Here is a 20,589-nt window from a genome sequence, read left to right on the forward strand (position 1 = left end):
AATGGCAGTAGGGTCGAAGGATCTCGCACCCGCACAGCTGGACGGTTTCGACAACGAGCGTCTCGTTGAAGAACTCCGCAAGTCCAAGGAAGAGCTGTTCAACCTGCGTTTCCAGTCCGCCACCGGTCAGCTGGAGAACCACGGTCGTCTGCGCGCGGTAAAGAAGGACATCGCACGCATCTACACCGTTCTCCGTGAGCGCGAGCTGGGCATTCGTGCCGAGGTTGCCGCACCGGTTGCGGAAGCCAAGGAAGAGAAGAAGTCCAAGAAGTCCGAAGCCAAGGCTGAGAAGGCTGAGAAGCCGGCCGAAGCTGAGACTGAGGAGGACGCCAAGTGAGTGAAAAGGACGAGAACGTGACGGAAACTGGTTCCGCAACGGCAGCTGCCGAGCGCGGTTACCGTAAGACGCGTCGCGGCTACGTGGTCTCGGACAAGATGGAAAAGACCATCGTTGTCCAGGTTGAGGACCGCGTGAAGCACGCCCTGTACGGCAAGGTCATCCGCCGCACGTCGAAGGTGAAGGCCCACGACGAAGAGAACACTGCCGGCATCGGCGACCTCGTCGTGATCGCCGAGACCCGCCCGCTGTCCGCCAGCAAGCGGTGGCGCCTGGTCGAGATCCTCGAAAAGGCCAAGTAATACCTGCAGCCGGCTGTTTGCAGTAGCTGCGCCGGAAACCCCCGTTCCCGTTGGGAGCGGGGGCTTCCTCGTTAAGCGGGGATCCCGCCGTCGAACGCGCGTACGTACACTTGTGGCCCCAAAGCACGCGCTATCTGGGGCCCCAAGTGTACGTTCGCGCGCTCTTAGGTTGGGTGCGTGGATGTCCGACGGCGGCCCGCCGGCTTAACAGCACGGCGTCAGCTGTGATATGGGGATGGGCGCAAACTGTGCTAAGATTTTGAGTTTGTATGGCGCCTTTCGTGCGCCGTCAGCAAACCTCGTAAACAATCGTGCCACGGCATAGTGCCCCCTTGCGTCTGGACTCCGTCCGGGCCGCTTGGGAAGCAAATGTTTTTGGCACGGGCGTTTAGGCCTGGTCTGGCAAAATCCAGGCAGGTCAAGAGACACCCCGATCAACCGTTCCGCAAGGCTCATTCCGTAGGAAGATTTTCGGTCTGAGAACCGGCGCGACGCAAGGAGTAAATAGTGATTCAGCAGGAGTCGCGACTCAAGGTCGCCGACAACACGGGTGCTAAGGAAATCCTTACCATTCGCGTTCTCGGTGGATCTGGCCGTCGCTACGCAGGCATCGGTGACGTCATCGTCGCCACCGTCAAGGATGCAATCCCGGGCGGCAACGTAAAGAAGGGCGATGTGGTCAAGGCTGTCATCGTCCGTACCAAGAAGGAACGCCGCCGTGCGGATGGTTCCTACATCAAGTTTGACGAGAACGCAGCTGTGATCCTGAAGAACGACGGTGACCCCCGCGGCACCCGTATCTTCGGACCGGTTGGTCGTGAGCTCCGTGACAAGAAGTTCATGAAGATCGTTTCTCTGGCTCCGGAGGTGCTCTAGTCCATGGCTAAGATCAAGAAGGGTGACCTCGTTCAGGTCATCACTGGCGCCAAGGCTGAGCGCGGCGGTGACCGTGGCAAGCAGGGCAAGGTTCTGCGCGTCTTCCCCGACACCAACCGCGTGCTGGTTGAGGGCATCAACCGCGTAACCAAGCACACCAAGGTCGGTCAGTCGCAGCGCGGCACCAAGACCGGTGGCATCGAGGTCGTTGAGGCCCCGATCCACATCTCCAACGTGGCTCTCGTGGACCCGTCGACCAAGAAGCCGACCCGCGTCGGTTTCCGCCTCGACACCGTTGAGAAGGACGGCGTCCAGAAGACCGTCCGTATCCGCGTGGCCAAGAGCTCCGGGAAGGACATCTAATGACTGAGACTCTCGAGACTCCGGCAACGAAGATCGTTCCTCGTCTGAAGACCAAGTACGCAGAAACCATCAAATCTGCTCTGCAGGATGAATTCAAGTACGAGAACGTCAACCAGGTTCCCCGTCTGGTCAAGGTTGTTGTGAACATGGGTGTTGGAGATGCCGCCAAGGACTCCAAACTGATCGACGGCGCTGTCCGCGACCTCACCCTGATCACCGGCCAGAAGCCGCAGGTAACCAAGGCCCGTAAGTCGATCGCACAGTTCAAGCTGCGCGAAGGCATGCCCATCGGCGCACACGCAACCCTGCGTGGCGACCGCATGTGGGAATTCGTGGACCGTCTGGTCACGCTGGCCCTGCCGCGTATCCGTGACTTCCGCGGCCTTAGCGGCAAGCAGTTCGATGGCAACGGCAACTACACCTTCGGTCTGACCGAGCAGGTTATGTTCCACGAGATCGACCAGGACAAGATCGACCGCACCCGCGGTATGGATATCACGGTTGTGACCACCGCCAAGACCGACGACGAAGGCCGCGCGCTGCTCAAGGCGCTTGGTTTCCCGTTTAAGACCGAAGCTTAATTAGCTACGTAAAAGGTCCGGTTGCACTGATCCGCGAGGATCGGCGCGAAGGAAACCGTTACGAGGAAGGGCAAGAGCCCAAATGACAATGACAGATCCTGTCGCAGACATGCTCACGCGTCTGCGCAACGCAAACTCGGCATACCACGACTCCGTGTCTATGCCTTACAGCAAGCTCAAGGCACGCGTTGCCGACATCCTCAAGGCCGAAGGTTACATCGCCGGCTGGAAGGAAGAGGAAGCTGAAGTCGGCAAGAAGCTGACCCTCGAGCTGAAATTCGGTCCCAACCGCGAGCGTTCGATCGCCGGTGTCCGTCGCATCTCCAAGCCAGGTCTCCGCGTCTACGCGAAGTCCACCAACCTGCCGCACGTGCTGGGTGGCCTGGGTATCGCAATCCTGTCCACCTCTTCCGGCCTCTTGACTGACAAGCAGGCCGGCAAGAAGGGCGTGGGCGGCGAAGTCCTCGCTTACGTCTGGTAACGGGAAAGGAAGAGAATAATGTCACGTATTGGACGTCTCCCCATCACCGTTCCTGCCGGCGTTGAGGTCAAGGTTGACGGCTCTGTCGTCAGCGTCAAGGGTTCCAAAGGCGAGCTGAGCCACACTGTGGCCAGCCCGATCGAGGTTGCCCTGGAAGACAACACCCTGACCGTCACCCGCCCGAACGACGAGCGCGCCTCCCGTTCGCTGCACGGCCTGACCCGCACCCTGATCTCCAACATGATCCAGGGCGTCACGGCGGGCTACGAAAAGAAGCTTGAAATCGTTGGTACCGGTTACCGCGTTCAGGCCAAGGGATCTGACCTTGAGTTCGCTCTCGGCTTCAGCCACCCGGTCAGCGTTACGGCACCGGCCGGCATCACCTTTGCAGTAGAGGGGCCGACCAAGCTCTCTGTCTCAGGCATCAACAAGCAGCAGGTCGGCGAGGTTGCTGCCAACATTCGCAAGCTGCGCAAGCCGGACCCCTACAAGGGCAAGGGCATTCGCTACGCCGGCGAAGTCATCCGCCGCAAGGTCGGAAAGGCTGGTAAGTAACCATGGCCATCTCAATTAACAAGAAGCGCACGAACAAGAGCAAGTCTGCTTCGCGCAGCCGCCGCCAGCTTCGTATCCGCAAGCGCATCTCCGGAACGCCTGCACGTCCCCGTCTGGTTGTGAACCGCTCCGCACGCCACGTATTTGTCCAGGTTGTCGACGACACCATCGGCCAGACCGTAGCGAGCGCATCCACACTGGAAGCTGACCTTCGTGCATTCGACGGTGACAAGACCGCCAAGGCCAAGCGCGTTGGTGAGCTCGTAGCCGAGCGCGCCAAGGCTGCCGGAGTCGAAGCGGTTGTCTTCGACCGTGGTGGTAACAAGTACCACGGCCGGATCGCCGCCGTCGCTGACGGTGCACGTGAAGGTGGGCTGTCACTGTGACGGAAGCAAACAAGGAAAAGGACACTGTGTCTGCAGATCAGAAGGCGCCTGAAGCCGTAGCTGCTGAGGCCACCGCTCCCGCCGCTGGCGACGACCGTCGTGGCGGTGCCCGTCGCGGCGAGCGTGGCGACCGCGGCCAGGGCCGCGGCGACCGTGGTGGCCGTGGCGGCCGCGACGGCGGCCGTGAAGCCGAGAAGAGCCAGTTCGTAGAGCGCGTTGTCACCATCAACCGCGTTTCCAAGGTCGTCAAGGGTGGTCGTCGCTTCAGCTTCACCGCACTCGTCGTCGTTGGTGACGGTAACGGCATGGTCGGCGTCGGCTACGGCAAGGCCAAGGAAGTTCCCGCTGCTATCGCGAAGGGCGTTGAAGAGGCCAAGAAGTCCTTCTTCCGCGTTCCCCGCGTTGGCAGCACCATCCCTCACCGCGTCCAGGGCGAAGCTGCCGCAGGCGTCGTAATGCTGCGTCCGGCTTCCGCCGGTACCGGTGTTATCGCCGGTGGCCCGGTCCGTGCAGTACTGGAGTGCGTGGGCATCCACGACATCCTCTCCAAGTCGCTCGGTTCCTCCAACGCCATCAACATCGTTCACGCGACCGTTGATGCCCTGAAGCGCCTCGAAGAGCCGGCAGCCGTGGCAGCACGCCGTGGCCTGCCGCTGGACGAGATCGCTCCGGCCGCTCTGGTGCGCAGTCTGATGAACCAGAAGGCGGGTGTCTAAGCAATGGCTAAGAACCTGATTCCCTCCGACGCCCAGTTGGAGATCACTCAGATCAAGTCCGTCATTGGCGGCAAGCAGAACCAGCGCGACACCCTGCGGTCCCTCGGCCTGAAGCGGATTGGACACACCGTTGTCCGCACCGCAGACGCCGTGACCGTTGGAATGCTCAACACGGTTCCGCACCTGGTAAAGGTAGAGGAGGCGAAGTAAATGGCTGAGAAGAACACCGCCGAAGAGGCACAGGGCGCTGCTGAGAAGCAGAACGCACTGAAAGTTCACCACCTGCGTCCCGCCCCGGGTGCCAAGACCGCCAAGACCCGTGTGGGTCGTGGTGAAGGTTCCAAGGGTAAGACCGCCGGTCGCGGTACCAAGGGTACTGCTGCCCGTTATCAGATCAAGGCTGGCTTTGCCGGCGGCCAGCTGCCGCTGCACATGCGCCTGCCGAAGCTGCGCGGCTTCAAGAACCCGTTCCGGGTTGAGTTCCAGGTTGTTAACCTGGACCGTCTCAACGAGCTGTTCCCGGAAGGTGGCACTGTCACCGTCGAGGATCTGGTTGCAAAGGGCGCCGTTCGCAAGAACCAGCCCGTGAAGGTGCTGGGCACCGGCGACATCACCGTCAAGGTTGACGTCACCGCCCACGCATTCTCCGCCAGCGCTTCTGAGAAGATCGCTGCAGCAGGCGGAAGCACCACCGCTCTCTAGAGCCGGTGGGCGAAAGCCCGTTGTTAAACTCCCGGTGACCGGGGCCACGGCCCCGGTCACCGGGAGTTTTTCACATCCGCCGGGCGTATATCGGCCGCCATTCGGCGCATGTTCACTACTGCGGATTCTCCGCATGGTGCAAACAACCGTTAGACTCGGTTGTTGGGTTTATTGTTCCGCACCACATGACTTATTAATTTCTGAGGAGGACGCTTGCTTAGCGCATTCGGCCGGGCTTTTCGAACGCCTGATCTGCGACGCAAGTTGTTGTTCACGCTGGGAATCATCACAATCTTCCGCTTGGGAGCCTTCATCCCCTCGCCTGGTGTGAACTACCAGAATGTCCAGCAATGCTTGTCGACCGGGCAGACCTCGGGCGGGATCTACCAGCTCGTCAATCTTTTCAGCGGCGGTGCATTGCTGCAGGTCTCCATCTTTGCTTTGGGAATCATGCCGTACATCACGGCAAGCATCATCGTGCAGCTGCTCCGGGTGGTCATTCCCCGCTTCCAGCAGCTGCATGAAGAGGGTGCTTCCGGCCAGTCAAAGCTGACGCAGTACACGCGTTACCTCACCATCGCCCTGGGCCTGCTGAACGCCACCACTTTGGTGTCCCTCGCGCGCTCCGGCCAGCTGCTGCCAGGCTGTGCGCTGCCGATCATCCCCGATAACAGCGTCATCACCACCATCCTTCTCATCATCACGCTGACGGCCGGCACCGGCCTCATCATGTGGATGGGCGAGCTGGTGACCGAAAAGGGTGTCGGCAACGGCATGTCCCTCCTCATCTTCACGGCCATCGCTGCCGGCTTCCCCACCTCGCTGGGCGCCATCTGGACCTCTCAGGGTCCCGGCACTTTCTTCATCGTCCTGGCCATCGGCCTCCTGACGGTGGCCCTGGTTGTCTTCGTGGAGCAGTCGCAGCGCCGTATTCCGGTGCAGTATGCGAAGCGGATGATCGGACGCAGGACTGTGGGCGGCACCAGCACCTACATTCCCATCAAGGTGAACATGGCCGGCGTTATCCCGGTAATCTTCGCCTCCTCAATGCTCTACCTGCCGGCGCTGATATCCCAGTTCAACCAGCCGAGGGCGGGGGAGCAGGTGCAGCCGTGGGTTGAGTGGATCAACAACAACCTGACCCGCGGGGACCACCCGATTTATATGGCGCTCTACTTCGCCATGATTGTTTTCTTTACATACTTCTATGTCGCGATCACCTTCAACCCTGAAGAGGTCTCGGACAACATGAAGAAATACGGCGGCTTTATCCCGGGTATCCGTGCCGGCAAGCCGACCGCGGATTACCTGCAGTACGTCCTGTCTCGGATCACGCTGCCCGGCGCCATCTACCTTGGCTTCGTGGCACTGATCCCGTTGGTGGCGCTCGTGCTGATCAACGCAAACCAGAACTTCCCGTTCGGTGGCACCTCGATCCTGATCATGGTGGGCGTTGGCTTGGAAACCGTCAAGCAAATTGACGCGCAGCTACAGCAGCGTCACTACGAAGGGCTATTGCGATGACCAGAATGTTGATTATCGGACCTCCGGGTTCCGGCAAGGGTACACAGGCGGAACGCATTTCGGAGCGCCTCGGCGTCGTTGCGATTTCCACCGGCGACATCTTCCGTGCCAACGTTAAAGGCGAGACCCCACTGGGCGTCGAAGCCAAGAAGTACATGGATGCCGGAGATTTTGTTCCGGACAGCGTGACCAACAAGATGGTCCGCGACCGTCTCAGCGAGGCCGACGTCGAGGACGGCTTCCTGCTGGACGGCTACCCCCGCACCACCGCGCAGGTTGACTACCTTGATCAGATCCTGGCCAACGGTGACCAGAAGCTCGACGTGGTCCTTCAGCTCACTGCTGACGACGAGGAACTGGTCGCCAGGCTCCTGGGCCGCGCCAAGGAAACCGGACGCAGCGACGACAACGAGGCCGTCATCCGCCACCGGCTGGACCTGTACCACGAGCAGACCGAGGCCGTTGTGGCCAAGTATGCCGAGCGCGGCATCCTGACCCAGGTTGACGGCATCGGCGCGATCGACGAAGTCACCGACCGCGTCATGCAGGCCATCAAGTCCGCTCAGGCAGCCTGAGCCAGATCCACGCCACGAGGCTCCTCCCGGTTCATCGGGAGGGGCCTTACGGTTTTTGGCCTATACGGCCAATGGCCTTACAGGGCCTGCCCCGCCGGCAACCATGCGGCTGGGGCACCATTGAGAGGAAAACCAGATGGCATTCGGCCAGCCACGGATTGAGTACAAGACCAACGCCCAGATGCGCACCATGCACGAGGCCGGGCTGGTCCTGAGCCGTGCCCTGGACGCAGCGGTTGCGGCCGCCGTCCCCGGCGTCACCACAAAGCACCTCGACGACGTGTTCGCGGCGGTGCTCCTCGAGGCGGGCGCCAAGTCGAACTTTTTCGGCTACCACGGGTTCCCCGCCACCATCTGCACCTCGGTCAACGAGGAAGTGGTGCACGGCATCCCGGGCAGCCGTGTACTGAACGACGGTGACATCATCTCCATCGACGGCGGGGCCATTGTGGACGGCTGGCACTCGGATTCGGCCCGGACGGTCATCGTCGGTACGGCGGACCCCGAGGACCAGCGCCTGTCCGACGTCACCCAGGCGGCCATGTGGCGGGGAATCGCCGCGCTGGCGACCGGCAAGTTCGTGGGGGACATCGGCTGCGCCGTGGACGACTACGTCTCCTCCGTTCCGGGCAAGCCGCTGGGGATCCTCGAGGACTACGTCGGCCACGGCATCGGTTCCGAGATGCACATGGCCCCGGACGTTCTCAACTACCGCACCAGCCACCGCGGGCCGAAGATCCGTCCCGGCCTGTGCCTGGCCATCGAACCCATGCTCGTCCGCGGCAGCATCGAAACCGCCGTCCTGGATGATGAGTGGACCGTGGTCACCACCGACGGTAGCCGCTCCTGCCAGTGGGAGCACTCGGTTGCCGTTCACGAGAAGGGCATCTGGGTCCTTTCAGCGCCCGACGGCGGTGTGGCCCAGCTCGCGCCGCTGGGCGTTGTGCCCGTCCCGATTCCCTGACCACGTGCATTCTCGCTGACGACACGCTTTCTCCCTGACGACGCGCAAAATCCCTGGCGCTACCGGAATTCCCGTAGTGCCAGGGATTTTGCGTGTCATGGATAGATTCCCGTGTTGTAGGGCAGCAGGTGGGCCAGAATGGGAGCCATGGGAACGACGGCTGGAGCGCGGGGAAAGATCACGGATGTGCCGGGCCTGCGGGTCGGGCACCGGCACAGGACCGACGGCGGCTGGCTGAGCGGAGTGACCGTGGTCCTGCCGCCGCCGGAAACAGTCGGTTCGGTCGATGTCCGCGGCGGCGGCCCCGCCACCCATGAGACCGATGCCCTGGACGCCACCGGTCTGGTCCCCACCGTGGATGCCGTGGTGTTGACCGGTGGCAGCGCCTATGGCCTCGCCACGGCCAGCGGCGCCCAGCGCTGGTGCGAGGAGCAGGGCAGGGGCTTCGCCGTCGAGGGCGGTGTGGTCCCTATTGTCCCGGCGGCCGCGATATTCGATCTGGGGCGCGGCGGGGAGTTTACCGCCCGCCCGGATGAGGCCATGGGCTACGCCGCTGCCGCCGCCGCCGGCGCCGAGACGGAGGGGCACGACGTCGGACGTGGCAACGTGGGCGCGGGCACCGGCGCCCTGCTCGGGCGCCGCCAGTTTAAAGGGGGAGTCGGTACAGCATCGATGACGCTGGAGGATGGCGTGGTCGTCGGCGCCCTCGCGGTGGTCAATGCACTCGGGATGTGGTTCAGTCCGCCGGTTGAGCCTGAGACCGGCAAGCTCAATCAGGGGGGAGGGGTTCCCCCGCTGAACACCACCCTTGCTGTCGTCGCCACCAATGCGGTTCTGGACAAGGCCGAGTGCAAGCGCACCGCTTCGGCGGCCCATGCCGGCATCGCCCGGGCGTTGAACCCGTCCCACACCCTCGCCGACGGCGACGTCGTCTTTGCGCTGGCGACGGGCCAGTTGCCACTGGACCGAAGCACAGATGAAGCCCGATACGTAAGTCTCATCACCCTGCAAAGTGCGGCAGCCGACGTCGTCCGCTTGGCGATCCTGGACGGAATCATCAGTGCGGAGACAGTCACGACTCCGGCAGGCACCTTTCCTGCCTACGGACAGTGATTGCCTACGGACAGTGATTGCCTACGGGCAAATTATTGCCTGAGGGCAGTGATGCGGACCCGATGGCCTCAACCCGGATGGGCCCGTACCGTGAAGGCGAGGATAGTTGATGCGCGGAGGCGCGTTGTGCGCTACCATTGCTGGATTTAACATTCGGGGGCAAATGCCGTAAAGTTGCTTGTTGGTTGTCTGCCCCGCCACGCCCTTTTGCGGGCAGGGGCGCCAGCCGAAATCACATCAAAAACGTCCGCAGCCATGCCCGGTGCAAACCGGCAGGCTGAGGCAACCAACAGTTAGCGGAGGATATGGCCAAGAAGGACGGGGTCATAGAGATCGAGGGCGTAGTGACTGAGGCGCTGCCCAACGCGATGTTTCGTGTTGAGCTCACCAACAAGCACGTCGTCCTCGCACACATCTCTGGAAAAATGCGTCAGCACTACATCAGGATTCTCCCTGAGGACCGGGTAGTGGTGGAGCTGAGCCCTTACGACCTTACGCGTGGTCGTATCGTCTACCGCTACAAGTAAACGTTGGGCGGCCAGAGGAACTGCCGAAGGCCGGTCTATCGGACCCAACTGCTATCACGCAAAGGAACGCCATGAAGGTCAAGCCGAGCGTCAAGCAGATCTGCGAAAAGTGCAAAGTGATCCGCCGTAATGGCCGGGTCATGGTGATCTGCGAGAACCCGCGCCACAAGCAGCGCCAGGGCTAATTTCCCTTAGGGGAATCCTGGGTTGCAACCCACGCAAGTAAATAAAGGCAGCACAAGCTGAACTGGAACATTGAGCTCTAAAGAGTCCGGACAGCTAACCCCCGGTCGGAGGCTGGGGCCGCACTGACAGTGCGGGTGTACTGCCTACGACCTCCGGTTTATTCAAGGAGTACCGCCACTATGGCTCGTCTCGCTGGCGTAGACATTCCCCGCGAAAAGCGGCTGGAAATTGCGCTTACTTACATCTACGGCGTGGGCAAGACCCGTGCACACGAAACCCTGGCTGCCACCGGCATCAGCGCTGACGTCCGCGTTAAGGACCTGAGCGACGCTGAACTGGTCCAGCTGCGTGACTACATTGAAGGCAACTACAAGGTTGAGGGTGACCTTCGCCGCGAAGTGGCAGCAGATATCCGCCGCAAGGTTGAGATCGGCAGCTACGAAGGCCTGCGTCACCGCAAGGGCCTGCCCGTACGCGGTCAGCGTACGAAGACCAACGCTCGTACCCGCAAGGGCCCGAAGCGCACCGTCGCCGGCAAGAAGAAGGCTCGCTAAATCCCATCTGCCCCCTGACGCCGCTGGTGCGGTTTCCAGGAACAAGGCACATGTGGGACCAAGCGATGGCTTCCCCCAAATAACTTTCTGTAGGAGAAGAAATGCCCCCGAAGACTCGTGGCGCGGTTCGCAAGCCGCGTAAGAAGGACAAGAAGAATATCGCGCTTGGCCAGGCGCACATCAAGAGCACTTTTAACAACACCATCGTGTCCATCACGGACCCGAGCGGTGCTGTCATCTCCTGGGCTTCCGCCGGTGAGGTTGGATTCAAGGGCTCGCGTAAGTCCACCCCGTTCGCTGCACAGATGGCTGCCGAAGCTGCCGCCAAGCGTGCACAGGAGCACGGCCTGAAGAAGGTTGACGTGTTCGTGAAGGGACCGGGCTCCGGACGCGAAACCGCGATCCGTTCGCTGCAGGCTGCCGGCCTCGAGGTTGGCTCCATCCAGGACGTCACCCCCGCCGCCCACAACGGCTGCCGTCCGCCGAAGCGCCGCCGCGTCTAAGCTTTTCCGCTGCCTTGAGCTTGCCCGGACCCTCCTAGGGTCCGGGCAAGCCCAGCGCGTTAAGTCTCAGACCGATTTTCCACCACCTGTGTTGCGTCATATAGCGGATGCTCGCCGAAAGGAAACCTAAGTGCTCATTGCACAGCGCCCCACCCTCTCCGAAGAGGTCGTCTCCGAAAACCGCTCCCGTTTCATCATTGAACCGCTGGAGCCGGGCTTCGGTTACACCCTCGGAAACTCCCTCCGCCGTACCCTGCTCTCCTCCATCCCCGGTGCCGCTGTAACCAGCATCCGGATCGATGGCGTGCTGCACGAGTTCACCACGGTTCCGGGTGTCAAGGAAGATGTCACCGAGATCATCCTGAACATCAAGAACCTGTCCGTGTCCTCCGAGCACGACGAGCCGGTTGTTGCTTACCTGCGCAAGCAGGGACCCGGAGTCGTCACCGCCGCGGACATCGCTCCGCCGGCCGGCGTCGAATTCCACAACCCGGATCTGCACATTGCCACGCTGAACTCGAAGGGCAAGTTCGAACTCGAACTGACCATCGAGCGCGGCCGCGGCTACGTTTCGGCAGCTCAGAACAAGTCCGGCGACGCAGAGATCGGCCGTATCCCGGTTGACTCCATCTACTCGCCGGTGCTGAAGGTTACTTTCCGCGTGGAAGCCACCCGTGTTGAGCAGCGCACTGACTTCGACAAGCTCATTGTCGACGTCGAGACCAAGCAGGCCATCGCCCCGCGCGATGCGGTTGCTTCGGCAGGCACCACCCTGGTGGAGCTGTTCGGTCTGGCCCGCGAGCTGAACACCGCAGCTGAAGGTATCGAGATCGGCCCGTCGCCGACGGATGCTGCCCTGGCAGCAGACATGGCACTGCCGATCGAGGATCTGGACCTCACCGTCCGTTCCTACAACTGCCTCAAGCGTGAGGGCATCCACACCGTGGGTGAACTCGTTGCCCGCTCCGAGGCTGACCTGATGGACATCCGTAACTTCGGTGCCAAGTCCATCGATGAGGTCAAGGCAAAGCTGGTTGAACTGGGACTGTCCCTCAAGGACTCGCCTCCCGGTTTCGATCTTGCCGCCCGCGCCGCAGCCATCGAAGAGGACGACGCCGCGTTCAGCGACGACGAGCTCTAACAAGCAGATCTTGGCCGGCAGGGATGCACCATGGTGTGCCAGCCCCACCGGCTTCCATATGAGGAGAAACAATTATGCCTACCCCCACTAAGGGCCCGCGCCTCGGTGGCGGCCCGGCTCACGAGCGTCTCATGCTCGCGAACCTGGCTTCCGCCCTGTTCGAGCACAAGCGGATCACCACCACGGTCACCAAGGCCAAGCGCCTGAAGCCGTACGCAGAGCGTCTGGTCACCTTCGCCAAGCGCGGCGACCTCGCTTCCCGCCGCCGCGTTCTCGGCCTGATCAGCAACAAGGGCGTTGTCCACGAGCTGTTCACCGACATCGCGCAGGCAGTCGAGAACCGCGACGGTGGCTACACCCGCATCACCAAGATCGGCAACCGCAAGGGCGACAACGCTCCCATGGCTGTCATCGAGCTGGTTCTTGAGCCGGTTTCCGCCAAGCAGGCCGTTGTAGCCGAGGCCACCCAGGCCGCCGCTGCTGCTGCCCCTGCGGCTGAAGAAGCTCCCGAGGCCGAGGTTGCTGAAACCGAAGCTGCAGAGACTGAGACTGTTGAGACCGAAGCTGCTGCCGAAGAGGCCCCGGCCGCTGAGGAAGCTGCTGCCGAAGAGGCCCCGGCCGAAGAGCCTGCAGCTGACGAGGCAAAGGACGCGAAGTAATTCGCTAGTTCCTTCGCATAGACTTGAGTCTATGAACGACCAAAAACCCGCGGCCCCCGTTTTGGGGGGCGGCGGGTTTTTGCGTATCCGGCTTGATTTGGCGTACGACGGCGGGCCGTTCAGCGGCTGGGCAGTCCAGCCCGGGCGGCGCACAGTCCAGGGCACCCTGGAAGCTGCGCTGGAGCTGCTGGTCCGCCGCCCGGTGCGAGTCACCGTCGCCGGGCGCACCGACGCGGGCGTCCACGCCCGGGGGCAGGTGGTCCACCTCGACCTGACCGACGCCGAGTGGCTGGGACTGAACCGCGGCGCTGACCTTGATCCCGCCGTCGCACTCCTGCGCCGGCTCCGGGGTGCCCTGAGCCGAGGACTGGGGGACCTCACCGGTGCCATCGTGGTGCATGAGGTTGCCGTGGCTCCGGAGGGGTTCGACGCGCGCTTCTCCGCCCTGTGGCGCCGCTACAGCTACCGGATTGCGGACGGGCTGGAAAGGTGGGATCCGCTCAGCCGCTATGACACACTCTGGCACAAAACATCGCTGGACGTGGAGCTGCTCAATGCAGGGGCGGCACAGCTGCTGGGCCTGCACAACTTCCTGTCCTACTGCAAGCCGCGCGAAGGCTCCACCACCATTCGCGAACTGCAGCGGTTCGAGTTCGCGCGTGGCACAGACGGCGTCATCGTAGCCACAGTCCAGGCTGACGCGTTCTGCCACAACATGGTGCGCGCCCTCGTGGGCTCCGCCCTGTACGTGGGGGAGGGACAGGAGCGCCCGGAGTGGCTGCAGGAGCGGCTGCTGGCCAGGAAACGCGATGCCCGTTCCGTGTTGGCCGCCCCCCACCCGCTGGTGCTGGAAGAAGTGGCTTATCCGTCAGACGCTGAACTGCTGGCCCGGGCGGAACGGACACGCGCCCTGCGCGAGTAAGTCCCTACATTAACCCCTTCTGAGGGTCCGGCCTCACTTACGGCGCTGTGGCGAGTTAGGCTGGTGCGCAGTCTTAAAGTCATGTGGTCCTTACAGGGGGTAAGGGATGGATGAGCGCCGCGTTGTTGTCGTTATCGAACCGGACAGGGATGTCCGCGCACTGTTGTACGCGACCCTTGGTGATGCCGGCTTTGAAGTTTTTTCTGCAGCCTCCGGCGAAGAGGGGATTGCGCTGGTGCGCGCGAAACAGCCGGACACCGTCATGCTGGATATGGGGCTGCCGGACATGGAGGGCGTTGAGGCGGCACGGCGCATCCGGAAGTTCAGCCACGCTTACCTGCTGGTTGTCAGTGCAAGCAGTGATCTTGCAGCAACAGTGGAGGCCTTTGACGCCGGCGCTGACGATTATGTGGTCAAGCCGATCCGGCCCCGCGAACTCCGGGTCCGCGTCGACGGAATGCTGCGAAGGCCACCGAAGCTCATTCTCCCTCCGATCGTGACGCCGCGGGTGCCGCCTGCGGTCTCGCCCCGGGATCTCCGCCTGCAGCACAACGGCCTGGAGGTCAACGCCGTCACGCGTTCTGTGCGCCTCGCGGGCCGGCCTTTGGAGCTAACCAGGACTGAGTTCGACCTGCTCCACATCATCCTGCGGCAGGGGAAGCGGGTGGTGACGAAGGCCGAGCTGGCCCGCCACCTGCAGCTCGAGGATCTGGGCCCGGGACGCCCCCGGAAAGTCGATCCGGACCGCGTTATCGAAGTCCACATCGGAAATCTGCGGCGCAAGCTTGGGGACAACGCGCGGTCACCGAAGTGGCTGAAAACTGTCCGTGGGCTGGGGTACACGCTGACGTAGGAGTTGGCTGGATCCCGGCCCCTGCAAACGGGGGAGCGGCTCGGAAAACCCTAGGAAAATGCCAAGGGTGCGGGAGCACCGTAGAAGCATGAAAGCAGTATCAAGCAACGAGGTTGTTGCAGTCCGAGGCGTTCTCACCGATACGCATCCAGTCGATTTCTATGTGCTTGGCGTCGCGGGGGCGATTGACCGTCTGACCCTTCCGCTGCGGGAGCGCGGGACCGTGGTGCACGTGGAGGCTCCACACCACGGCATGGAAGTGGATCGGAAGTCCGCCACCCTGCTCTACCGGGCGGCGCAGGAGCTGCTGAGCAACGTCCACAAATACGCCCAAGCCTCAGCCGTGACCGTTTGTCTGGGATTTGTCTGCCATCCTGCCCTCTCCCACGAGGTTCAGCTCAAAGTGATCGACGACGGCAGCGGATTCGATGTGCAGGCTGCGACGCAGGGCAGGCATTCCGGGATGGGACTTCGTCTGATGCGGCTTGCCGTGGAAACCGCCGGCGGCCGCATGGCGATTGACTCATCCTCCGCCGGAACGAGGGTGAGCATTACGCTGCCGCTGGACTAGGTCCCGCTGGTGTTCTAGGAGAGCGGGGCGTCTTCGGCCGGCAGCGTCATGGTGAACGTGGTCCCGGCTCCGGGTTTGCTTTGGCAGGTGATATTGCCCCCGTGGCGTTCCACGATGGTCTTGGTGATGGAAAGGCCCAGGCCCACTCCGGGGATTGCTGCCTGGCGGGCTGCCTTTGTCCGGAAGAATCGCGTGAAGATCCGGGACGCTTCCTCTTCGCTGATTCCCATCCCCGTGTCCTGGACCTGCAGCTGCACCCAGTCATCGCCGGTTCTGGCACTGACGGTGACCTCGCCGCCGTCGGGCGAGTACTTGATGGCATTGGATACGAGGTTGTCCAGGGCCTGCGAGATGCGAAGGGGATCCGCGTTCGCCCAGAGGGGGGCCGGAACGTCGGTGTGCAGGGACACGTGGGACGCGTCGGCCTGCGCCTGGGCCGATCCTATGGTTGTCTGGACCAGGCTGGCCAGATCCGTTCGCCGTGGGTGGACCGCCAGCACCGTGGAGGCTGAGACGAGCAGGTCAGAGACGAGTTCGAGGAGTCGTTCGGCATTTCGCTGCACAACCTCCAGCCGCTGCGCTGCTGCCGCAGGCAGGGCATCCGCTTCGTCCAGCACCAGGTCAACGTTGCCCAAGATGGACATCAGCGGGCTGCGGAATTCATGGGAGACGTTGGAGATCAGTTCTTCCTTGGCAGCGAGGGCCTCCACAAGTCCCGTCACATCGGTGTAGACGATAACAGCGCCGCTGAACCCGCCATCGTCGTTCTTGATCATCCGTGCAGCCGTGGAAACGGCGCGGCGGGAACGGCCCTCACCGAGCCACACCAGGTAGTCCGCAAACGTCTCACCGGCAACGGCTCGCTGGATGGGGCGTCTGTCCTCGGGTAGCGGGGTGACCTTGTCCTGGCCGAACATCAGCTGGCGGGATTCCTGCATTGCTTGGACCGAACCGGCTGGGGAAGCGGCCTGCTGGAACGCCTTTTGCTGATCGTTGACAAGCACTTTACGGCCGTCGGCATCGATGGCGACAATGCCCACGTCGATGGTGTCCAGGATGGTTTTGAGGAGCCTTTCACGGTTCCTGCTCTGAACGAGCAGTCCGCGGAGTTCCGCGTCCTTTATTTCCAGCCGCCGGCGCTGGATGCGGACGTTGGCGCTGGCAAACCGGATTGCCAGGGATACCGCGAGCATCATCAATGGCAACAGAATTGCCGTGGCGATGTCCGAAGGTGAAATGTTGGGAAACTTTTGCACCACCGACGGCGCTGTGATGAGCAGGGTTCCGAAGAAACTCAGGAAGACACTGGTGCGTGCATATGACCCGGAGGCTGAAAGCCAAATGACAGGGAAGATGGCCAGCACACCCAGCCCTGGGACTGCCGGCACGGCACCGTTGCGGGCCAGTCCGATGACCAGCAGGTCAAGAATTGGGATGACCAGATAGGCGTTGGCCGGAAGCCGCTCCCACGGAATTAAGAAACAGGCGAGGAACAACCCAACCATCAGGATAATGGAGGCGATGAAGACGGGGCTTTCAATAAGCGTGGGCCAGACGGCAGGCGCGGCAATGGCGAAGGCAGCAAGAATAAGCGTCACCGGAAGCTGGCAGAGCGCAACCTGGACTCTCCGCCGAAGCCGTCTGAAAAAGCGGTCAGTGTCACCGACCAGTACATGTTCACCCACCGGGGCACCCACCCTTGGGGCGGTTTTGTGCAGCGAGAGACCGTATTTTTTTATACCCACCCATAGTGCCATTATGCACACCAATTCTTCTTAGTTTGCAGTGCCTTGCTGCTTCCCGCCCTTCCCCGGCAATAGCTTCCGGCCGTTGTTTGCAAAAGATATGCAGAATTTACGATCTCTTGCTGTCTGAACGTTGTAGCCTAGGTAATCTGGTAGTGCTTCCCGCATTGCGCTGGGCGATGCGGTGGTTTTACCTGATATGGGGTAGTCGTGGGCGATCTTGGCGTGGCCGTGGTGATTGAGGATGACGAGGACGTCCGTAATTTGCTTGATGCGGTCCTTCAGCAGGCTGGCTTCGAGGTGCGCTCGGCAGCCACGGGACGTGACGGTGTAGACGTCGCGCGTCAGCAACGGGTCAATGTGATCACGCTTGACGTGGGACTTCCGGACATCGACGGTTTTGAGGTGCTGCGCAGAATCAGGCAGTTCAGTGATGCTTACGTCGTCATGCTCACGGGCAGGGACGAGGAACTGGATACGATTACGGCGCTGCAGGGCGGGGCTGATGACTACATCACCAAGCCCTTTCGGCCACGTGAACTTCGGGCGCGCATTTCGGCGATGATGCGCCGGCCCCGGCAGGGCGCGGCAGAGGAAGCCACCGAAGAAGCCGTCGTCCCGGTGTCGCGGTCTGCCGGCGTTGGCGGAACCGGAACCTTGCGGCGGGGCAAGGTGCTCCAGCACAACGGTCTGGTCCTCGACACGGAAACCCGGACGGTCGCCCTGCGAGGGACGCCGGTGGGCCTGACGAGAAGCGAGTTCGACCTTCTGCAGGAGCTGCTCAAGGGGAACGGGGCCGTACGCACCCGTGGCGACCTGGTCCGGGTAGTCCGTGGGGAATACTACGGCGAGGACACCTATATCAGCGAAGCAGACGAACGGGCAGTTGAGGTGCATATCGGCAACCTGCGCCGCAAGCTCCGCGAAGATCCTACCAATCCGCGCTGGCTCGTCACCGTCCGCGGCGTGGGGTACCGGCTGGCGCCTCAGCAGGCGGACTGACTCTCCTTGCTATCTGGTGCTGTCCTGCCGCACCGCTTCCGGTCCTGCCCCCGATCAGGCTGCTAATTAGCGCCCGTGCCGAAGATAGTTTTTCCTCAGCGTGGCGACTGTGTCCTGGCCGGTCTGCGCGACCACCGGCAACAGCCCCTTCACGGCGGGCAGGTCACCTGTCCTGAGAAGGCGCTCCAGTTCCACTGCCAGGCTGGCGAGACGCAATGCTCCCACCATGAACGCCGAATTCTTCATGCTCAGGACCGCGTCCATCGCGAGCTCGGGATCGTTATTCCGGACTGATCGCTCCAAATACCCCAGCCGTTTCTCCCAGATGCCGAGGTAGTCCTTGGCGAAGGCGCGGGCGGCGCCGGCGCCGCCCATGTCCTCCTCCAGCTCGTGAAGGACTGCAAGGTCCAGGACGGGGAGGCCCTGCGGCTGTTCCGGCTCGTCCTCGGCGGGGGCCCCGGCCTCTGGCATGCAGACGCCGTTAGCGCCGCCGTCGCCTGTGCTGGAACCTGAAGTGGACATGGCTTAAGGCTACTTTCTGACCTTGTGAAAAGGCTGATCTACCTTGGATCCTGTGGAAACCCTGCGGCTTCCTTGTGTTGGGGGAATACCTGCGGAATCCCCGGCCTACTGACCGCTGAAGGTTTCGATCATGTTGATGACGGCAGGGCCCAATACAGCAATGAAGAGCACGGGAAAGATGAAGAACAGGAGTGGGAACAAAATATTGATGGGTAGTTTCATCGCCTTCTCTTCGGCCCGCTGGCGCCGCTTAACTCGCATTACTTTTGCTTGGACTCTTAGTACACGGCTGATGGCGATGCCATATGTATCAGCCTGAACCACCGCCTGAACGAAGCTGCGCAATTCGGGGATGTTGGTGCGCTCGGCCAGTGCAATATACGCCTCCCGTCGGCTGCGGCCCACCTGCATGTCCTGCAGGGTGCGCACCAGTTCCTCCGCCAACGGGCCTTTGCCGTTTTCGCCTGCCCGTGCCATGGCACCTTCGAAGCCCAGGCCCGCTTCCACGGAAATGAGCATCTGGTCCAGAGTGTTCGCGAGCTCCAGCTGCATGGCTTTCTGTCGTTCCTGTCCCTTGCTGTAGAGCAGCAGATCGGGAATGAAGTAGCCCAGGAAGAGAATGAACAGTCCCACCAGCTTGATGATCGGTGTTGTGCCAATGGAGTTAAGCCACAGCGCCACCAAACCCCCCACGAGGCCGAGCGCGGGCTTGGCTGAAAGCACGTGGCCTAGGGGCAGGTTTGTGGGGCGCCCAGCGAGGGACAGCAAGTGGTCGATCTTTTGTACATAACTGACAGGAGTGAGCCGGCGGCCGATCGTTTCCAGCAAGCCTGCGTTGGTTGTCTTCTCCACGTCGGCGCGGTGGGCACCTCTGGACAGGATCTCGCGAGCAATCGACTGGCCCTTATTGTCTGAAGAGAGCAGGATCCAGGTCAGGTAGCCGAATGGCAGGCAGATTAGCAGGATGGCGATGAGTATCAGGGGATCCATCACGGTCAGAACTTCAGGTCAATAATCTTGCGCATCCAAAGACCGCCAATGGTCATGAGTACAGCAGCTGCGACAACCATCATCCACCCCAGCGGCGTGGTGAACATCTTGTTCATGTAAGAGGGGTTTGTTGCCAGGAGTAGGACTACGATTGCAACCGGCAGTGCCATGAGGATGTAAGCAGAAAATTTCCCTTCGGCAGCTAGCGCCTTGATGTGGCCCTTGATCTCGCTGCGTTCACGGATGGTCTCATTGACCTGATCCAGAACTTCCGCAAGGTTTCCGCCGACTTCGCGGTTGATCTGAATCCCCTGCGCTATCCAGACAAAGTCTTCGTTTTTCATGCGTTCTGCAGTGTCGTTGAGCGAAACGAGCAGGTCGCGCCCCAGGCTTGTCTCCGTGATGACCCGGCGCATCTCCTCCGAGGTGGGAGCTTGCGATTCAGTGGCCGCCGCATCAATCGCGCGGAGAATGCTGTGGCCCGCGCGAAGGCTGCCGGATAGCAGCTGCAGCGTGTCACCGAGCTGTTCGTCGAATTTTGCTCGCCTCTTAGCGGCTAAGACATTGAGCAAGAAATTGGCTATGAACGGTGCGGCCGTAGCGAGCAAGAACGCCAGCAGTGGGCCGGCGACGAGGAGTCCCATCGACGCAGTAACTAATGCGCCGAAAATGACGAGGAGAACGAATTCTGCCTGGCTGAGGCGCAGACCCGCGTTCTCCAGCACGTCCCGATTGAAGAAACGAACGTTCCGTTTGGCAAGGAGTCTCTGAACTCCCTGCACGGCTGAATCGGCAAACCGCGTCAGCTGTGAGTCTGCTTCTGTACGGAACGGCCGACGACGGTCCAACGGGACAGTCGGGGTGCCTGGGATCATGACCGCGAGGCCTGCTAACGCAATAGCGGTGATCACCAGGAAGATTCCAAGGGCTAGGACCATG

General features: G+C 61.9%; 29 protein-coding genes. 25 read left to right on the top strand and 4 right to left on the bottom strand.

The window, feature by feature from the left end; genetic code table 11:
* Position 1 precedes the first annotated feature (1 nt).
* The 24 genes from rpmC (at position 2) to M1E01_RS05750 (ending at position 15,391) form a co-directional block, all read left to right on the top strand.
* The gene (rpmC, locus tag M1E01_RS05635) at positions 2–337 is read left to right on the top strand and encodes a 50S ribosomal protein L29 (RefSeq protein WP_457974109.1); all 336 of its coding nucleotides are present in this window, start codon (positions 2–4) and stop codon (positions 335–337) included.
* Complete coding sequence (gene rpsQ / locus M1E01_RS05640; protein ID WP_400580287.1) at positions 334–639, top strand: 30S ribosomal protein S17; 306 nt, start codon at positions 334–336, stop codon at positions 637–639. The genes rpmC and rpsQ overlap by 4 nt, the downstream gene beginning before the upstream one ends.
* Positions 640–1,146: 507 nt before the next feature.
* Complete coding sequence (gene rplN / locus M1E01_RS05645) at positions 1,147–1,515, top strand: 50S ribosomal protein L14 (protein ID WP_003803789.1); 369 nt, start codon at positions 1,147–1,149, stop codon at positions 1,513–1,515.
* Positions 1,516–1,518: 3 nt separating this feature from the next.
* Entirely contained in the window at positions 1,519–1,878 is a 360-nt protein-coding gene (gene rplX, locus M1E01_RS05650; protein ID WP_400479011.1) for a 50S ribosomal protein L24, read from the top strand.
* A complete protein-coding gene (gene rplE, locus M1E01_RS05655) occupies positions 1,878–2,459 on the top strand; it encodes a 50S ribosomal protein L5 (protein ID WP_457974110.1) in 582 nt (193 codons plus the stop codon). The genes rplX and rplE overlap by 1 nt, the downstream gene beginning before the upstream one ends.
* Positions 2,460–2,541: 82 nt before the next feature.
* Positions 2,542–2,940, top strand: coding sequence for a 30S ribosomal protein S8 (rpsH, locus tag M1E01_RS05660; RefSeq protein WP_457974111.1), 399 nt, complete (start codon positions 2,542–2,544; stop codon positions 2,938–2,940).
* An 18-nt stretch (positions 2,941–2,958) separates the two neighbouring features.
* The gene (rplF, locus tag M1E01_RS05665) at positions 2,959–3,495 is read left to right on the top strand and encodes a 50S ribosomal protein L6 (protein WP_309076383.1); all 537 of its coding nucleotides are present in this window, start codon (positions 2,959–2,961) and stop codon (positions 3,493–3,495) included.
* Positions 3,496–3,497: 2 nt separating this feature from the next.
* Entirely contained in the window at positions 3,498–3,881 is a 384-nt protein-coding gene (gene rplR / locus M1E01_RS05670) for a 50S ribosomal protein L18 (RefSeq protein ID WP_457974112.1), read from the top strand.
* Entirely contained in the window at positions 3,878–4,597 is a 720-nt protein-coding gene (rpsE, locus tag M1E01_RS05675; RefSeq protein ID WP_457974113.1) for a 30S ribosomal protein S5, read from the top strand. Before rplR ends, rpsE begins: the two co-directional genes overlap by 4 nt.
* 3 nt (positions 4,598–4,600) lie before the next feature.
* The gene (gene rpmD, locus M1E01_RS05680; protein WP_267275868.1) at positions 4,601–4,807 is read left to right on the top strand and encodes a 50S ribosomal protein L30; all 207 of its coding nucleotides are present in this window, start codon (positions 4,601–4,603) and stop codon (positions 4,805–4,807) included.
* Positions 4,808–5,299, top strand: coding sequence for a 50S ribosomal protein L15 (rplO, locus tag M1E01_RS05685; RefSeq protein WP_457974114.1), 492 nt, complete (start codon positions 4,808–4,810; stop codon positions 5,297–5,299).
* Positions 5,300–5,512: 213 nt separating this feature from the next.
* Complete coding sequence (gene secY / locus M1E01_RS05690) at positions 5,513–6,823, top strand: preprotein translocase subunit SecY (RefSeq protein ID WP_400479004.1); 1,311 nt, start codon at positions 5,513–5,515, stop codon at positions 6,821–6,823.
* 5 nt (positions 6,824–6,828) lie between these two features.
* Positions 6,829–7,398 carry an adenylate kinase gene (locus M1E01_RS05695; RefSeq protein ID WP_400479056.1) on the top strand — a complete coding sequence of 190 codons (570 nt, stop codon included), beginning with the start codon at positions 6,829–6,831 and terminating at the stop codon, positions 7,396–7,398.
* Between the two features lie 136 nt (positions 7,399–7,534).
* Positions 7,535–8,362 carry a type I methionyl aminopeptidase gene (gene map, locus M1E01_RS05700; RefSeq protein WP_457974115.1) on the top strand — a complete coding sequence of 276 codons (828 nt, stop codon included), beginning with the start codon at positions 7,535–7,537 and terminating at the stop codon, positions 8,360–8,362.
* Between the two features lie 147 nt (positions 8,363–8,509).
* Positions 8,510–9,475 carry a P1 family peptidase gene (locus M1E01_RS05705; protein WP_457974116.1) on the top strand — a complete coding sequence of 322 codons (966 nt, stop codon included), beginning with the start codon at positions 8,510–8,512 and terminating at the stop codon, positions 9,473–9,475.
* Between the two features lie 305 nt (positions 9,476–9,780).
* Positions 9,781–10,002 carry a translation initiation factor IF-1 gene (gene infA / locus M1E01_RS05710; protein ID WP_011775571.1) on the top strand — a complete coding sequence of 74 codons (222 nt, stop codon included), beginning with the start codon at positions 9,781–9,783 and terminating at the stop codon, positions 10,000–10,002.
* Between the two features lie 71 nt (positions 10,003–10,073).
* Positions 10,074–10,187 carry a 50S ribosomal protein L36 gene (gene rpmJ / locus M1E01_RS05715; RefSeq protein ID WP_009358722.1) on the top strand — a complete coding sequence of 38 codons (114 nt, stop codon included), beginning with the start codon at positions 10,074–10,076 and terminating at the stop codon, positions 10,185–10,187.
* 180 nt (positions 10,188–10,367) lie between these two features.
* Entirely contained in the window at positions 10,368–10,742 is a 375-nt protein-coding gene (gene rpsM / locus M1E01_RS05720) for a 30S ribosomal protein S13 (RefSeq protein ID WP_090950898.1), read from the top strand.
* A 101-nt stretch (positions 10,743–10,843) separates the two neighbouring features.
* Positions 10,844–11,245 (top strand): 30S ribosomal protein S11, encoded by a 402-nt coding sequence (rpsK, locus tag M1E01_RS05725; protein WP_102973678.1) that lies wholly within the window; start codon positions 10,844–10,846, stop codon positions 11,243–11,245.
* Positions 11,246–11,375: 130 nt separating this feature from the next.
* Positions 11,376–12,386, top strand: a complete 1,011-nt coding sequence (locus M1E01_RS05730) for a DNA-directed RNA polymerase subunit alpha (RefSeq protein ID WP_003803733.1) — start codon at positions 11,376–11,378, stop codon at positions 12,384–12,386.
* A gap of 74 nt (positions 12,387–12,460) precedes the next feature.
* Positions 12,461–13,045 carry a 50S ribosomal protein L17 gene (rplQ, locus tag M1E01_RS05735; protein WP_457974117.1) on the top strand — a complete coding sequence of 195 codons (585 nt, stop codon included), beginning with the start codon at positions 12,461–12,463 and terminating at the stop codon, positions 13,043–13,045.
* Between the two features lie 31 nt (positions 13,046–13,076).
* Complete coding sequence (truA, locus tag M1E01_RS05740; protein WP_457974118.1) at positions 13,077–13,967, top strand: tRNA pseudouridine(38-40) synthase TruA; 891 nt, start codon at positions 13,077–13,079, stop codon at positions 13,965–13,967.
* 106 nt (positions 13,968–14,073) lie between these two features.
* Entirely contained in the window at positions 14,074–14,820 is a 747-nt protein-coding gene (locus M1E01_RS05745) for a response regulator transcription factor (RefSeq protein WP_457974119.1), read from the top strand.
* A gap of 88 nt (positions 14,821–14,908) precedes the next feature.
* Positions 14,909–15,391: a sensor histidine kinase gene (locus tag M1E01_RS05750; protein ID WP_457974120.1), complete on the top strand. Its 483-nt coding sequence runs from the start codon at positions 14,909–14,911 to the stop codon at positions 15,389–15,391.
* A 14-nt stretch (positions 15,392–15,405) separates the two neighbouring features.
* On the opposite strand, the gene M1E01_RS05755 is transcribed toward M1E01_RS05750, so the two are convergent.
* A complete protein-coding gene (locus tag M1E01_RS05755; RefSeq protein WP_457974121.1) occupies positions 15,406–17,076 on the bottom strand; it encodes a sensor histidine kinase in 1,671 nt (556 codons plus the stop codon).
* Positions 17,077–17,346: 270 nt separating this feature from the next.
* On the opposite strand from M1E01_RS05755, the gene M1E01_RS05760 reads away from it, so the two are divergent.
* On the top strand, positions 17,347–18,138 hold the full coding sequence (locus tag M1E01_RS05760) for a response regulator transcription factor (RefSeq protein ID WP_457974122.1): 792 nt from the start codon (positions 17,347–17,349) through the stop codon (positions 18,136–18,138).
* Positions 18,139–18,204: 66 nt separating this feature from the next.
* Here the strand turns inward: M1E01_RS05760 and M1E01_RS05765 are convergent, their stop codons facing one another.
* The 3 genes from M1E01_RS05765 to M1E01_RS05775 form a co-directional block, all read right to left on the bottom strand.
* Positions 18,205–18,660 carry an Hpt domain-containing protein gene (locus tag M1E01_RS05765; protein WP_457974123.1) on the bottom strand — a complete coding sequence of 152 codons (456 nt, stop codon included), beginning with the start codon at positions 18,658–18,660 and terminating at the stop codon, positions 18,205–18,207.
* A gap of 105 nt (positions 18,661–18,765) precedes the next feature.
* Positions 18,766–19,650, bottom strand: coding sequence for a type II secretion system F family protein (locus M1E01_RS05770; protein WP_457974874.1), 885 nt, complete (start codon positions 19,648–19,650; stop codon positions 18,766–18,768).
* Between the two features lie 5 nt (positions 19,651–19,655).
* Positions 19,656–20,588 (bottom strand): type II secretion system F family protein, encoded by a 933-nt coding sequence (locus M1E01_RS05775; RefSeq protein WP_457974124.1) that lies wholly within the window; start codon positions 20,586–20,588, stop codon positions 19,656–19,658.
* Position 20,589: the final 1 nt, after the last annotated feature.

Source organism: Arthrobacter sp. D1-17 (assembly GCF_054130535.1).